Raw genomic sequence first — 13,892 nt, 5'->3', positions numbered from 1 at the left:
TGCCTATAAGTGGCGGTTTATTCATGGTAGCGCGTGGAACGAGGAATAATACAGCCCAAGCCGAGCGGGACGAGTTGGGGAATCCGTAATTTTTGTGCGGCTAAATTTTGTAGAGGGACTGCCGCAATAAATCTTTAAGGTATGGGGGCGAAGGGACTTGAACCCTTACGACCTTGCGGTCAACGGATTTTAAGTCCGTAGCGTCTACCATTCCGCCACGCCCCCAAGACAATATTCTGAATTAGGATTGCAATTCAGAAGCTTTCCAAGGATATCACTAGATCTGCAGGATTGGTATAGAAATTTGTGAAACGATCGCAAATTAAATTTCACTGTTTGATTTTCAGAGCGCGATCGCACGAAAGCGCTAGGATAGAAAAGTTGATATCCGGTTGAAACGCATGGATGTAGCACTTCTATACCTCGCTTTGGGCGGCGCTTACCTGGTGGTTGTGCCCTTAATCATCTTTTTCTATCTGAAGTCGCGCTGGTATGTGGCAAGTTCAGTTGAGCGGGGCTTTATGTATTTCATGGTGTTTCTCTATTTTCCGGGAATGCTCTTGCTTGCGCCGTTCTTGAATTTCAGACCGAAAGCGCGACAGATAGAAGCTTAGAACGATGCGACGAATTGACGCGATCGGGATTACGTTTGGTGTGTTTTTAGCGGGCGGACTTGCGTTTCTGGCACTTCAGGGCGCAGGTCTGGACAGCGTTAGCGCAGGAATTTGGAGTCAGTTGCTGTTAGTCGGCGGCTTGATTGGATGGTTGGCGAGTTACCTGTTTCGGGTGCTGTCAAAGAACATGACGTACAACCAGCAGCTTAAGGATTACGAAGAAGCCGTCCTCCGCAAGCGCTTAGAAGAATTAACTCCTGAAGAATTAGAGAAAATTCAGGCAGAGATTGAAGCGGAACGGAAAAAGCAAGGTTCTTAGAATTTCGTGCCCAAATTTGCAGTAATCTACTGAAGTTGTGCGTTTTAGAGAATCGAGATGGCTTCAGTGTCGGAATGTTTTGAGCGGCTACGGAATCAGGGTCGGTGTGCGTTGATTCCTTTTTTAACTGCCGGAGATCCGGATTTAGAGACGACCGCTCAGGCGTTGCAGATTCTCGATCGCAATGGAGCCGATTTAATCGAGTTGGGCGTTCCTTATTCTGATCCGTTGGCGGATGGCCCGGTGATTCAAGCGGCAGCCACACGATCGCTCGCTAATGGAACCCGACTCGATGATGTTCTGCAATTAGTAAAGCAGGTTGCTCCGAGCTTGCGATCGCCGATCATTCTCTTCACTTACTACAATCCAATTCTGAATCGCGGCATTGAATCCTTTTTGAAGGAGATTTCTGAAGCGGGTGCGAAAGGTTTAGTAGTTCCAGATTTGCCACTAGAAGAGGCTGAAACACTGCTCCGTCCCGCAAAAGAATACGGGATTGAATTAATTCTGTTGGTTGCACCGACGAGTCCACCGGAGAGAATCGCAGCGATCGCGCAACAGTCGCAAGGGTTTATCTATTTAGTGAGTACAACGGGTGTCACCGGAATGCGATCGCAAATGGAATCGCGGGTGAAAGATTTAATCGCAGAGTTGCGACAGGTGACGGATAAAGCGATCGGTGTTGGATTTGGGATTTCACAACCGGAACAGGCGCGGCAAGTGATGAACTGGGGCGCAGATGCGGCGATCGTCGGAAGTGCGTTTGTGAAGCGATTGTCTGAGGGATCGCCTGCGGAGGGATTGAAAGCGATCGAGGAGTTTTGTCAGACGTTGAGAAGTGCGATCATTACAGATTAGTTTGCAAATAGTTTTCATTCTTTGTAGGCTGCTGCACTCTCAATCACAAAACTCTTGTATATACGTTTTGTAGATAGCATCAGAATTCAGCGCTTTAGCAGACTGAGACATGATGCTGTGATCCGAATCAGAGATCCAGATGATAGCGAACGATTTTTCACCTCCGAGCAGACCATCATGTCGTAATTCAATCATTGCTGTCAGAATTGTGGTAAGCAGTTTATTAGCGTGTGCGACTTCCCAGTCATCCAGTAGATATTCATTAGAATTATCTTTACGGTGGAGTTTCTTGAATTGAGCGTTGCGCGAATCGATGATTGCGCTGCTTCTTGGAAATTCGCTATGTGCATAGTTAGCCCATTCATCGACAGAGTATCGGTAATAACTGCTAGCAATATGTTCTGGAGCAATATCCGATTCACAATTGAAAGCAGCAACAAGATCACAGATTGCCTCAAGTTCACCAGGTAATAGTGCATATCCATAGAATTGCGTACTATGTGCATGAAGTTTTGCAATGTGAGTACGAATTTCTGATTTAATCGCATCAAGAAGCTCAAAATCATCACGATCAAGCCATGTTTGCAATTCGGTATTCGTCATTTGAGGTAGCGTGAAAAATTTCGATTAAGAGATCGTAATCCATTGAAACCTACAAATTGCACTCTCACTCTATCAAGTCCATCCGTTAGCTTCAAAATTTTAGAGGGTGTGAAGAATGTCAATTAAGCAATCGCTAATCCGCTCCGCTGCTCCCGGTTCTCCCATGCGTCGCCGTCCGTTTTCTGCAATCATCTGAATGCGATCGGGATTTTCTAGGAGCGATTGCACTGCACGACTCATCTGAGCGGGATGCGGAACTAACGTTACTGAAGCCCCTAACAATCGAGTTTGAGCCTCTGCAAAAGCAGGAGTAAATTGAGGTCCTGCACCAGGGATGATAAACGCAGGTTTACCCAGTCCGATAAATTGTTCGGTGGCGGTTCCTGCCATTGCGATCGCAATCTCACTTCGCTGAATACATTCTGCAAATCGTCCAGGCATTAACTTGAGTGTTGTTTGATTTTCACCGTATCCGTTCACATAAGTATTAGAATCTGTGGAGCGCCAGCGATAGCGAACTAATAAAGTATGTAATTGATCGAGATCGATTCCAGGTGCGATCGCGCTCAAGAACTGCATGGGTTGCTTTAGATCGCTCAGATTATCGATCGCTTGCAGCATCAATTCCCAATTCGCAAAACATTCGGGTGGGCGAGAACCAGGAATCAGCGCAACAGTCAAACCATCGAAGGTTTCTGAGCCTGACCATTCCAAGCCGTCCATCATCGGATTACCCAGATCAAAAGCAGGCACATCAAAGCGTTTGAGAATCTGAGCGGTGAAACGATCGCGAGGAAACACAGCTTTACACTGAGGACGCTTCATCAGCCAGCGATCCCACGGTTGGAAAATACATCCGGTTGATCGCTCTAATCGATCGTCCCACCAGGATTGTCTTGGCAACCAGCCTTTCTCATCGCGCAGGTAATACTCTGACTTTGCAGTGGCAACAAAGGCAAACGGCGCACCACTGATCCAAGCAAACAACATTGGAACAATATCGCCGACTGCCAGAATTAAGCCATCGTCTTTTGCCCAATTCTTAATCGCTTTGATTTGCTCTAGTGTGAGCTTTAGTAATCCACCTTGTATGTCTCGAACCAGTTGCTTATTATCCATGTAGATGAATCCGCCCGATGGCATCGCTTTCACCGAGCCGATTACAGGAATATTTGCATTTCTGTATGCGTGACCTTCTCCAACGATCGGTAAAGCTTCGATCTTGCAATCTGATTTTCGCTGCAACGCTTGAAGAATCCGAATTGCGATCGTATCTTCACCGTGACCGTTACTAAGACAAAGCAAACGCATAGTTGTTCGAGGATAAAGAAGCGCGGAATTGGTCTAAATCGGACAGGGCACGATCGCGATATTGTCCATACCGCTCTTGTTTGTTGCGAATCTTCTGCGGCAGTTCCGGTAAGATGCCAAAGTTCGGCGGCATCGGTTGGAAATGCTTTGGAGAGGCAGAACTGATGAAATCGAACAACGCGCCCATCATCGTTGTGACCGGAAGAGACAGGGTTGGTAATCCCAACGCCACACGAGCAGCATTGGTTCCCGCTAACCAACCGCCTGCACAAGCCGCCGTGTAACCTTCAGTTCCGCTGAGTTGTCCGGCGGCAAGAAGGGTCGATCGCGATTTAAATTGCAAGGTTGGTAGAAGCAGTTCGGGTGAGTTGATAAACGTATTGCGGTGCATCACACCCATTCGCACAAATTCAGCATTCTCTAAACCGGGAATGAGCCGAAAGACGCGCTTTTGTTCACCCCAGCGTAAGTTGGTTTGAAATCCGACCATGTTCCACAATTGCCCGGATTTATCTTCCTGGCGCAACTGGACAACTGCATAAGGGCGATGCTCTTTGTTGTCGCGGAAGTTGCCTTTTCGGGCATCAAACAGTCCCACAGGTTTAAGCGGGCCGTAACGCATCGTATCTTCGCCCCGTCGCGCCATTTCCTCGATCGGTAAGCACGCTTCAAAAAATTTCGCCGTTTCGCGCTCAAAATCTTTTAATTCCGCCTGTTCTGCATTGCACAGCTCTTGCCAGAAGTGGAGATACTGCGCTTTGTCCATTGGGCAATTGAGGTAGGCGGCTTCGCCACGATCGTACCGAGAAGCCAAAAATGCGGTTTCAAAATCGATCGACTCTCCCACGACGATCGGGCTTGCTGCATCGAAGAAACTCATATACTCCATTCCGGTCAGGCGCTGCAAATCCTGGGAGAGCGCTTCACTGGTTAAAGGCCCTGTCGTCAGCACCACAACGCCCGATCGCGGAATTTCGACCACTTCTTCACGCCGTAACTCAATTAGAGGATGATTCGACAGGGTTTCGGTTAATTCTTGGCTGAACACCCCCCGATCAACCGCCAATGCCCCACCCGCCGGAACTTGATGCTGATCTGCGGTTTGAATCACGATCGACCCCAAGCGCCGCAATTCTTCGTGCAGCAGTCCGGAGGAGCGATCGGTTGCTTGCGCTCCAAATGAGTTACTGCACACCAATTCCGCCAGATGCTCGGAGTGATGAGCAGGGCTTTGACGAATCGGGCGCATTTCATGTAGCACGACGGGGACACCCGCTTGAGCAATCTGCCAAGCCGCTTCGGTGCCTGCTAATCCGCCGCCAATGACATGAATTGGAGAAAGTTCGGTCATAGTCAACACTTTCGATCGAGTCCTTATCTAGGATAAACGGTTCTATGATCAATCTAGGAAAGTCAGTGCTGGTTTGAACTTATGCGATCGTCTCCTTCTCGCTCTCCGCTCCGTCGTAATCTGCTGTTTGAGCGATCGATGGCATTTTTAGCAGTGGCAAATTTAGGACTGGTGGCGTTTGATTGGTCGTATATCCCGTGGCGAGATTTCTGGCTTCGTAATTTTCCCGGTGTGACACGGGGGTACGATCGGGTCAAAGGAATTGAGCCACATCGCGACACCGAAGCGTATTTAGATACTGTTAACGCGTTACAGCAGGAACTTCAGCAAACTGGATTAGAAAATCCGGCAGTGCAAGCAAGATTACAGGAATTGCGATCGCGCAGTTCCGAGATGGTTGATACCAATCCCTTTGCAGTCGCAAATAAAAGCGGAACGCTAGAGAAAATCAAAAATCGAATGCGAGAGCATATCTTTCAGGAGCGTCGGCGTGAATCTTCAAAACAGGCATTCGCAACCTTTTGGAGCACAGAAAACTTAACCCAGCGCGGAATCAATAACGAACTGCAATTTTTCAATCGTGAGATCCGTCCGTTGATTGCTTCAAACTATTACCGCAGCATTGGTGAAAACGGTGAATTTGTCGATTGGTTCTGGGCGATCGATGCTCCATTTATCGCCATCTTTGCGCTAGAGTTTATCGCTCGGACTTTCTATCTTAGTCGGCGTTATCGAAGTTTAAGCTGGCTCGATGCGGCACTTTGGCGATGGTATGACATCTTTCTGCTATTGCCCTTTTTCCGGTGGCTGCGAGTGATTCCGATCACAGTTCGACTGGATCACGCAAAACTGATCGATCTCAGCCACATTCGCGCTCAAGCGAGTCAAGGCTTTGTCGCAAATATCTCAGAGGATATGGCAGAAGCGGTGGTAACTCAGGTGATCGATCGGTTTCAATCGACGATCGAGCGGGGCGAGTTTTCCCGTTGGATTGCTCAGTCGATGAATCGCCCTTACATTGATCTCAATCAGCGCGACGAAATTCAGGAATTAACAACACATTTTGTTCAGACGACTGTTTACAAAGTTCTACCCAAGATAAAGCCTGAACTAGATGCAGTGTTGCGGCATACGATCGATCAAGTTTTGAGTCAGTCGCCTGCTTATCAAGGCTTGAAAACGATGCCGCTGGTTGGAGATTTGCCGCGCCAAATCAATGAGCGATTAGTTTCTGAAGTGACAAGCGGTATGTATGAGGCGATCGTCACGGCACTTGAAGATAAAAAGGGTGCAGAATTAATCAGCAAACTGGTGAAAAGCTTTGGTCAGAATTTGACGACCGAATTGCAGCAACAGCGATCGCTACAAGAGCTTCAATCATTGGTCATTGATCTGTTAGAGGAAGTGAAAGTTAATTATGTGCGACAACTGAGTGAGGATGATGTAGAAAGTATCTTAGAAGAAACCAGTCGAATTCGCAGACTCAAAAGTTAGATCACTGAAATTTAGAGTAAGGGAATCTGTATGACAATTTCGACTTGGAAATGGACAGTTGATCGCTATCACCAAGCAGTAGAAGCAGGTGTGTTTGATGATGTGCAGGTTGAACTATTGAAGGGAGAGCTGGTAGAAATGTCCCCTGAAGGAATTTCTCATACTGGATTAAGCAGCGATGCAGGCGATTATTTACGCGATCGTCTAGGCAGTCGCGCCAAAGTTCGAGAGGGACACCCGATTACCCTGCCAAACAACTCAGAACCCGAACCCGACTTAGCGATCGTTGAACCGCTCGGAGAGGTCTACATCACTGGGCATCACCCCTACCCGGAGAACATCTTCTGGATCATCGAGTATTCCAATACAAGTTTGCAAAAGGACTTAGAGATCAAGCCCAAAGTCTATGCAGAAGCAGGAATTCGCGAGTATTGGGTGATTAACCTAAAAACTAGGGAGTTGAACATCTTTCGGGATGCGGTAAATGGGGAGTATCAGCATCAAGTTGTGTTGACCGATGACAGGGTTACTCCTCTAGCTTTTCCAGAGGTCGAGGTTGAAGTAGCGAGACTATTGAGGTGATAGAAACTCAGAAAACCAGTGAAGATTTAAGTCCCAATTCAGAACGATTATTCCTATTTTTATGCGATCGCGCCCCCCTTCTGTCACCCCAGAACTTCAGCAAAAACTGATTCAGATTCACGATCGTTTATGCCAAGAATACGGCTGTCCAATTCCGTATTTTCATAATCTCGATCCGCTGAGCGAATTAGTTTCAGCGTTGTTATCTCATCGGACTAAAAATGCGGATTCTGCGCGGGCATTCAAACAATTAAAAGCAAAGTTCTCCACTTGGGAGGCAGTCCGCGACGCGCCAGAAAAAGAAATTGAAACCGCGATCGCACCTTGCACTTGGGCAGATCAAAAAGCACTGCGGCTCAAACAAATTTTGCAGCAAATCACTGTCCAGCGCGGCGAATTGTCGATCGAGTTTCTCGCCGATCTCAGCGTCGAAGAAGCTCGAAACTGGCTGGAATCTTTTCCGGGCATCGGGCGTAAAACCAGCGCGGCAGTTCTCGCCTTCAGCAATCTCCGGCGACGCGCCTTACCTGTGGATAGTCATCATCACCGCGTAGCAATTCGACTCGGTTTAATTCCCGAAACGGTCGCGGTTGCCCCAGCTCACGACTTGCTAGAAGCACAATTGCCCGCAGGTTGGACAGCCCAACAGGTGTACGATAACCACGAAGTTCTCATGCTACATGGACAGCGCTGTTGTTTTTACCGCAGTCCCCAGTGCGATCGCTGTGTAGTTCTTTCGCTCTGTCCCTACGGTCAATCCCGTTTAGGGTAATGCTCCCGGCTTATTGCCTTTCCGCAAAGACACGAACACATCATGGCGAGAGGTGCGATCGCTTGTAATCGCAGTAGTGACCCCGATCGATTGCATTGCCTCCAATGCAGCTCGATTTGCGGCGGGAATCTGAAGCAGTGGGAAGTTCTGAAGCTTCAGCACCCGATCCATATCGACGAAGAAATGACCATTGCGGGGATTCAGTTCAGATTGTGTGCTTTTGCGGAATAGCTCATTTTCTGCCAGTGTGGTCGCTGGCTTTGGTAAAAAGGAGCCTGCCACAGGCGCACCGAGCGAGAGAAAAGCGATATTTCCATCGAGCCAACCGCGAGTCACGTTGACGTTCGCAGCAGGCAACGACCAATTCACCACAGACTGTCCTTCAATTTTCGACTCTTCCACTCTGAAAGCGTATTTGTTTGCCATTACGCCATCAAGTTTTTTCAGTGTTTCTTCTGCGGCGCGTCGATCGCTTGCCTGCACCATCAGCACCAAACTTGCCGGAAAGTTACCAGGCGCACCTTGGGGTGCAGGCAGTAAGCCTAACGAATACTCCCCTTGCATCCAGTCGAGCAAGTCTTTCTCTAAATCAAGTCCGACGGTCGATCGCATGCCTTGCTTCAGTGCTTCTGGATTCACAAGCTGAATCGGATTTGCAGAAACGCCCTGCGAGTAGTCTTGCCAGAACTGCTTCAAATCACCACCAGATGCCATCATTAGCGTGTCTCCGGGTAATCGCGTTGGTATCGATTTTGCGTTATTACTGGTATCAAACTTGCGTTGGCTATCTGGTTTTAACCAGGAGATACTTTTGAATTGAATTCCATCATTTGCAAGGGTTGCAGTTGCCGCTAATCCCTGATTTTGTTGCAGTTGTGCGAGTGTTTGCGGTGGTACTGCTCGACCTGAGGTGGTAGCAGATATATTTGCGGCAGCAGGAATGTTCACGTATAATCGCGCCATTGCATCATCCGATTTAATCTGCGTGAGCGCATCTCCATATCCGGGCGTTTGTGTTAGTGATGCGCCACCTTTCACCGTATCGATCGCTCGATCGATCGCAGTTGGATTGTTGGCAACGAGAATTTGAGTGGTATCTAGAACAGCGATCGAAGCACTTTGTCCCGCTGTATCTTGGGATTCGCGAATCTTTACGCCTTTGTAATCTCGCTCTTTCCAGGTTCCGCCCTTGGTTGCTGGAGATTGCTCCAACACTTCCTTAGCTTTCAGCGCATCGGCGATCGGTAACACCATCACGGTAGGTTGCTGCGTCGGCGGCGTTGCGCTTTGTCCGGGCGGGGGAACACTCACCCCCGCTTGAGGCGGCAGAAATGCCATTGTCACTTCTTTACCAATCCAGGGTTGAATATCGCGCTCATACTCTAAACCCCGACTTCTAAGGAAGCGATCGCGAAACTGCGCCAAACTTTGATCGAATCCGGCTTGCGATCGCGGTGTCCCAAATTCTCGAAGCTGCTGCCACTTGCCCGGATCAGTCGAAACTGACACCACCATCAAAGCATCTTGCGGAATGGCATTTGCTCCGACTGGCATGACGCTAAGCTGCTGTTGACGGGTCAAAGAGAAGTAAGCGATCGTACCCCCGGCAACGAGAGCAGTCGCCGCACCGAGAGTCACAGGTAAGGGAAGTTTTTGCTTTGGAGGGCGGGGTTTAGTGGGGGCGTTCATGAGAAGCAACAGGGTGAGTGGAGTGCCGTAGACACTTTAGCAAAGTCTTTGAAATCTGTGACGAATTTGCGATCGACTTTCCCGCAGCGCTGAGAATTAGCGGGGCAGACTTAAACAACAGAACGATAGAGCGCGATCGGTCGATACAGTGTATCTCTCTGTTGATAAGGTCGATCGAGAGACGCGATCGCGCTTTGCAAAGTTTCTACTTCCATGCAGGTTCCGCCGATCGCGCCCGCCATTGTGGTGATGTGTTCTTCCATCAAGGTTCCGCCAATGTCATTACAGCCCCAGTTCAAGGCTTCCACCGCTCCAGAGAGTCCTAATTTCACCCAACTCGGTTGATGATTCGGAATCCAATTGCCCAGGTAAATTCGAGCTACAGCCGTTAACAATAACGCATCAGATAACACAGGCTGATCGCGCCCAACGCGACGACGCAGAGGTTTCGGAGCTTCCTGCCCGACAAATGGGAGCAAAATGAATTCTGTGATTCCGGTGTAACCCGATCGTTGCGCCGATTGTTGGAGCGATCGGAGCTTTTCGAGATGCTGAATCTGCTGTTCTGGTGTTTCAATATGTCCAGATAGCATTGTGCTGGTTGTTGGAACACCCTGTTCGTGTGTTGTCCGAACAATCTCAATCCAGGTTTCAGCATCAATCTTCTCAGGACATAGAACCTTGCGAACCTGGTCATCCAACACTTCCGCAGCCGTTCCGGGCATCGAATCCACCCCTGCATCTCTCAATGCTGCAATTACTTCCGCAAAGGTTAAATGATCCTCTCGCGCAATAAACTGGACTTCCTGCGGTGAAAACGCATGAAGATGTAGCTGCGGAAACTCGGATTTAATTGTATTGACTAGGTTTTGATAGTACCGTAGTGAACTATCGTTAATCTTTGCAGTCAGATTTAATCCACCCTGCATACAAATCTCAGTCGCACCGCGTCTTACCGCATCTGTCGCTTTCTCTAAAATCTGCGACCAATCTAACCAGTAAGCCCCTTCATCACCCTCATCTCTGCGAAACGCACAAAAACTACAGTGTTGCTCACAGATATTGGTGTAGTTGATGTTGCGATTGATCACATAAGTAACAGTGTCGCCCGATTGTTGATGCCGTAATCGATCGCTCACCTGCCGAATCTGCTCAATCTCTTCGGACTTTGCTTGCAGTAGCCTCACCCCTTCTGCGGGAGATAAATCAATTCCTGAGAGTGCTTTCTCTAAAATTGCGTCAATCATTCTTGCCGTCCTTCATCCAGTGCGCCTAGCAAGCGTAAAACGCGATCGGCATCGTCCAAATTTCCCACAATTCGACGTACCGGACGCGGATACACTTTTATTAGTGTAGGCGTTGCCGAAATCTGATCGGATTCTGCTTGCTCTGGATGCTTGAAAATATCAATCACTTTTAGCGTATATGGGCTATCAAGCGATTGTTCTAGAAGCGCGTGTAAGTTCTGTAAAATTCTTGCTGTTGCAGCACTGTAGCCCGATACGAACAATCGCAACACATAGCCTTGTGGATAGGGAGAGACAGGCGCAGCAGATTGAGGCGGCGGAACTGGCTCATAGCGCATGACTAAATCGTGATTCTCCCAAAGCTGCGGAAATTGAGAACGATAGTTTTCTAGAATCATTGGATCGCAAATTTCTTGCGACGGCGCAATCTGCCAAACTAAATCACCCGCTTCAAACACCCGATTTAACAACGATCGATAGCGAAACACAGGCGGATAGGTTTCTGCGAACACCCGAACCTGCTGCGCTCTCGCATCAAACCAGCGATCGAGCGTTGCTGTATAGCAAGGCACGAGGAAATGCGGCGGTTCAGGAAGTTCTAGCGCATCTTGAATTGCAGAACACAAATTTAAGTGCCATCGCCCCTTTTTGTCAGGATCAATGCAGTAGATTAGATCCCCTCCTGGCGTAAAGAGAGCGATGCCTTTGAAAAATGCGGGAATCGATCGGTAAAACTGAGAAGTCAAGGTTAATCACTCGATCGAAGAGATTGCCCTCAGTCTATCGCTGATCGGAGCAAATCACCATCGGATTAACTGTGCCTGAGTGTTAAAAAATTGTCGCCCAATTCCATGAACAACCAGTAGCGTTACCAACACCGTCGCAAATGCCACCATAAACAGCACAACAATTTGAACTGCTGTTGCCTGAATCGGATCTGCACCCCCCAAAAGCTGACCGCTTAACAGTTCTGGCAGGGTTGCCAATCCCACGATCGACATTGTATTAATCACAGGCAACACTCCCGCCCGAATTGCCTCTTTGCGATAGTGCGCGATCGCCTGTTGCGGAGTCGCCCCTAGACTCAAATGCGTTTCAATTTCTAACGTATGAGAATTTAACGCCGTAAAAAACCGCTCCCCTGAAATCGTTGCGGCATTCATCGCCTGAGAAAGAACGATCGCTCCCAACGGAATCAAAAACCTCGGTTCATACCAGGTTTGTGGCTGCACCACGATCGCTTGAACATACGCAACAGTGACAATCGTAGTCATCAAAAACGACCCAATAATCCAAGGTAGAATCGGTAACTTTTGGCTAATCCGATTTCGAGTGACGATCGCGCTGACAATCAGCAATACCACCAACACAAACACAATTAAAACTGGACTCTGAGGCGGCGCAAAGACAACCGCTAAAACATAGCCGACCACTGCTAATTGAATTACTGCACGTCCCGCCGCCAGAATTAAGCTGCCTTCTAACCCCAACCGTTGCCACGAAGAAAGCGCAAACGCCGCCAAAATTAATCCGATCGCCCAAACTGCCTGAATCGCCAAATTCATTGATTGAATTTCCCTTGCCTGATATCTTTAGATTCAAGATTTGATGAAACCAATCTCAAACCTTCCCGGTCTAAGAATAAGACCAATCATTACAGGTGCGTGGTACAACCGAGTGAATACAATTCCCCCGTTTGATCTGTCCGAGCAATTCAAATCCATTGGTGCAGAGATTAATCAGGCTGTTTTAGAAGTGCTGGCATCCGGTCGATACATTGGCGGAGCCGCGATCGAGAAGTTTGAAACTCAGTTTGCCCAATACATTGGTTCTGAAATTGCGATCGCCTGTAACTCTGGCACGGATGCACTATTTCTCGCCTTTCGAGCGCTTGGCATTGGCGCAGGCGATGAAGTGATTACCTCTCCCTTTACCTTTATCGCCACCGCAGAAACGATTAGCGCAGTCGGTGCCACTCCAGTGTTTATCGACATTGATCCGAATACCTTTAACCTCGACCTCGATCAAATCGAATCCGCTATCACCGCAAAAACGAAAGCGATCGTTCCGGTGCATCTGTTCGGTCAGCCGGTTGATATGACGGGATTAATGGCGATCGCCAACGCTCACAACTTGTTTGTAATCGAAGACTGTGCCCAAGCAACCGGGGCGGAATGGGCAGGAAAACGAGTCGGTAGCATTGGTCAAATCGGCTGTTTTAGCTTTTATCCAACCAAAAATCTCGGTGCCTGCGGTGATGGTGGCGCAATCACGACTAATGATCCAAAGCTTGCAGCGAAATTGAAAATGCTGCGCGACCACGGACGCTATAGCGGCTACTATCACGAAGAATTAGGCGTAAATAGTCGCCTCGATGCGGTTCAAGCGGTAATCTTGCAAATCAAACTTCGCTATCTCGATCGCTGGAACCAACAGCGTCAAGCCATCGCCGATCGCTATCATTCTCTGCTTGGCCCCATTCCTGGAATTACTGCGCCTCAGTCGCTTGAGGGGGGCTTAAGCGTTTGGAATCAATACACGATCCGGGTTGAGCACGAGCACTCCGTGCAGCAAAGCTACCGCGACAAGCTCAAGAACGATCTGCAAGCCAAGGGCGTGAACACGATGATTTATTACCCGCTTCCCTTGCACTTGCAGCCTGTTTACAAGTCGCTGGGCTATCAACCAGGACAACTCCCGGAAAGCGATCGTGCCGCTAATCAAGTCCTGTCGCTGCCTATGTTCCCCGAACTCTCGCACGAACAGCAGAACCAAGTTGTTTACAGTTTGAAAGATTGTTTGGGTTAAAAAGCTTCAGTTCTAGACTGCTTTTATCTGCTGAAAGCCTGATAAAATCACGCTTTCGGTAGATAAAAGCGGCTGGATTTTCATGCTGAAAAGTTGTAGTTTTATATACTAGAATGAGATGAAACATAACGAATAGTAATCATCACAGAGCGGTGAGACGGCGGGATAGTCCCGACACTTCCAGTTACTGAATGACCAGTGACTAAATTAGAAGTGGAAAAACGACGAGGGCATCGCTGCGGAT

The 13,892-nt window shown here is 48.4% G+C and carries 14 protein-coding genes and 1 tRNA gene; 7 read left to right on the top strand and 8 right to left on the bottom strand.

Annotation, left to right across the window (positions count from 1 at the left end; genetic code table 11):
• Positions 1-142: 142 nt before the first annotated feature.
• Positions 143-225: transfer RNA gene (locus H6F51_17680), tRNA-Leu, on the bottom strand.
• Positions 226-401: 176 nt separating this feature from the next.
• Between H6F51_17680 and ndhL the strand changes: the two genes are divergently transcribed.
• From ndhL to H6F51_17665, 3 genes are read left to right on the top strand one after another with little or no spacing between them, the layout of a single operon-like run.
• Entirely contained in the window at positions 402-614 is a 213-nt protein-coding gene (ndhL, locus tag H6F51_17675; protein MBD1824305.1) for an NAD(P)H-quinone oxidoreductase subunit L, read from the top strand.
• A 4-nt stretch (positions 615-618) separates the two neighbouring features.
• Positions 619-933 carry a DUF3007 family protein gene (locus H6F51_17670; protein ID MBD1824304.1) on the top strand — a complete coding sequence of 105 codons (315 nt, stop codon included), beginning with the start codon at positions 619-621 and terminating at the stop codon, positions 931-933.
• Between the two features lie 57 nt (positions 934-990).
• Positions 991-1,791: a tryptophan synthase subunit alpha gene (locus H6F51_17665; protein ID MBD1824303.1), complete on the top strand. Its 801-nt coding sequence runs from the start codon at positions 991-993 to the stop codon at positions 1,789-1,791.
• Positions 1,792-1,830: 39 nt separating this feature from the next.
• Here the strand turns inward: H6F51_17665 and H6F51_17660 are convergent, their stop codons facing one another.
• The 3 genes from H6F51_17660 to trmFO form a co-directional block, all read right to left on the bottom strand.
• Positions 1,831-2,394, bottom strand: a complete 564-nt coding sequence (locus H6F51_17660; protein ID MBD1824302.1) for a DUF4303 domain-containing protein — start codon at positions 2,392-2,394, stop codon at positions 1,831-1,833.
• A 99-nt stretch (positions 2,395-2,493) separates the two neighbouring features.
• The gene (locus H6F51_17655; GenBank protein ID MBD1824301.1) at positions 2,494-3,705 is read right to left on the bottom strand and encodes a hypothetical protein; all 1,212 of its coding nucleotides are present in this window, start codon (positions 3,703-3,705) and stop codon (positions 2,494-2,496) included.
• Positions 3,686-5,056, bottom strand: a complete 1,371-nt coding sequence (gene trmFO, locus H6F51_17650; protein MBD1824300.1) for an FADH(2)-oxidizing methylenetetrahydrofolate--tRNA-(uracil(54)-C(5))-methyltransferase TrmFO — start codon at positions 5,054-5,056, stop codon at positions 3,686-3,688. The genes H6F51_17655 and trmFO overlap by 20 nt, the downstream gene beginning before the upstream one ends.
• Before the next feature lie 81 nt (positions 5,057-5,137).
• On the opposite strand from trmFO, the gene H6F51_17645 reads away from it, so the two are divergent.
• The 3 genes from H6F51_17645 (at position 5,138) to H6F51_17635 (ending at position 7,904) form a co-directional block, all read left to right on the top strand.
• Positions 5,138-6,550 (top strand): hypothetical protein, encoded by a 1,413-nt coding sequence (locus H6F51_17645; protein MBD1824299.1) that lies wholly within the window; start codon positions 5,138-5,140, stop codon positions 6,548-6,550.
• 30 nt (positions 6,551-6,580) lie between these two features.
• A complete protein-coding gene (locus H6F51_17640; protein MBD1824298.1) occupies positions 6,581-7,132 on the top strand; it encodes a Uma2 family endonuclease in 552 nt (183 codons plus the stop codon).
• A gap of 61 nt (positions 7,133-7,193) precedes the next feature.
• Complete coding sequence (locus H6F51_17635) at positions 7,194-7,904, top strand: Fe-S cluster assembly protein HesB (GenBank protein MBD1824297.1); 711 nt, start codon at positions 7,194-7,196, stop codon at positions 7,902-7,904.
• On the opposite strand, the gene H6F51_17630 is transcribed toward H6F51_17635, so the two are convergent.
• The 4 genes from H6F51_17630 to fetB form a co-directional block, all read right to left on the bottom strand.
• The gene (locus H6F51_17630) at positions 7,896-9,593 is read right to left on the bottom strand and encodes a DUF3352 domain-containing protein (GenBank protein ID MBD1824296.1); all 1,698 of its coding nucleotides are present in this window, start codon (positions 9,591-9,593) and stop codon (positions 7,896-7,898) included. The two genes, H6F51_17635 and H6F51_17630, sit on opposite strands and share 9 nt — an antisense overlap.
• 110 nt (positions 9,594-9,703) lie before the next feature.
• Complete coding sequence (gene cofH, locus H6F51_17625; protein MBD1824295.1) at positions 9,704-10,840, bottom strand: 7,8-didemethyl-8-hydroxy-5-deazariboflavin synthase subunit CofH; 1,137 nt, start codon at positions 10,838-10,840, stop codon at positions 9,704-9,706.
• Positions 10,837-11,586 carry a circadian clock protein KaiB gene (locus H6F51_17620; GenBank protein MBD1824294.1) on the bottom strand — a complete coding sequence of 250 codons (750 nt, stop codon included), beginning with the start codon at positions 11,584-11,586 and terminating at the stop codon, positions 10,837-10,839. The genes cofH and H6F51_17620 overlap by 4 nt, the downstream gene beginning before the upstream one ends.
• Positions 11,587-11,640: 54 nt before the next feature.
• Entirely contained in the window at positions 11,641-12,405 is a 765-nt protein-coding gene (gene fetB / locus H6F51_17615) for an iron export ABC transporter permease subunit FetB (GenBank protein ID MBD1824293.1), read from the bottom strand.
• 43 nt (positions 12,406-12,448) lie between these two features.
• Between fetB and H6F51_17610 the strand changes: the two genes are divergently transcribed.
• Entirely contained in the window at positions 12,449-13,648 is a 1,200-nt protein-coding gene (locus H6F51_17610) for a DegT/DnrJ/EryC1/StrS family aminotransferase (protein MBD1824292.1), read from the top strand.
• The last annotated feature ends 244 nt before the right edge of the window (positions 13,649-13,892 follow it).

The organism is Cyanobacteria bacterium FACHB-DQ100, assembly GCA_014695195.1.
Lineage (GTDB): Bacteria > Cyanobacteriota > Cyanobacteriia > Leptolyngbyales > Leptolyngbyaceae > Leptolyngbya.
The sequence above is the reverse complement of the archived record's forward strand: the minus strand, read 5'-3'. Positions and strand labels throughout refer to the sequence as shown.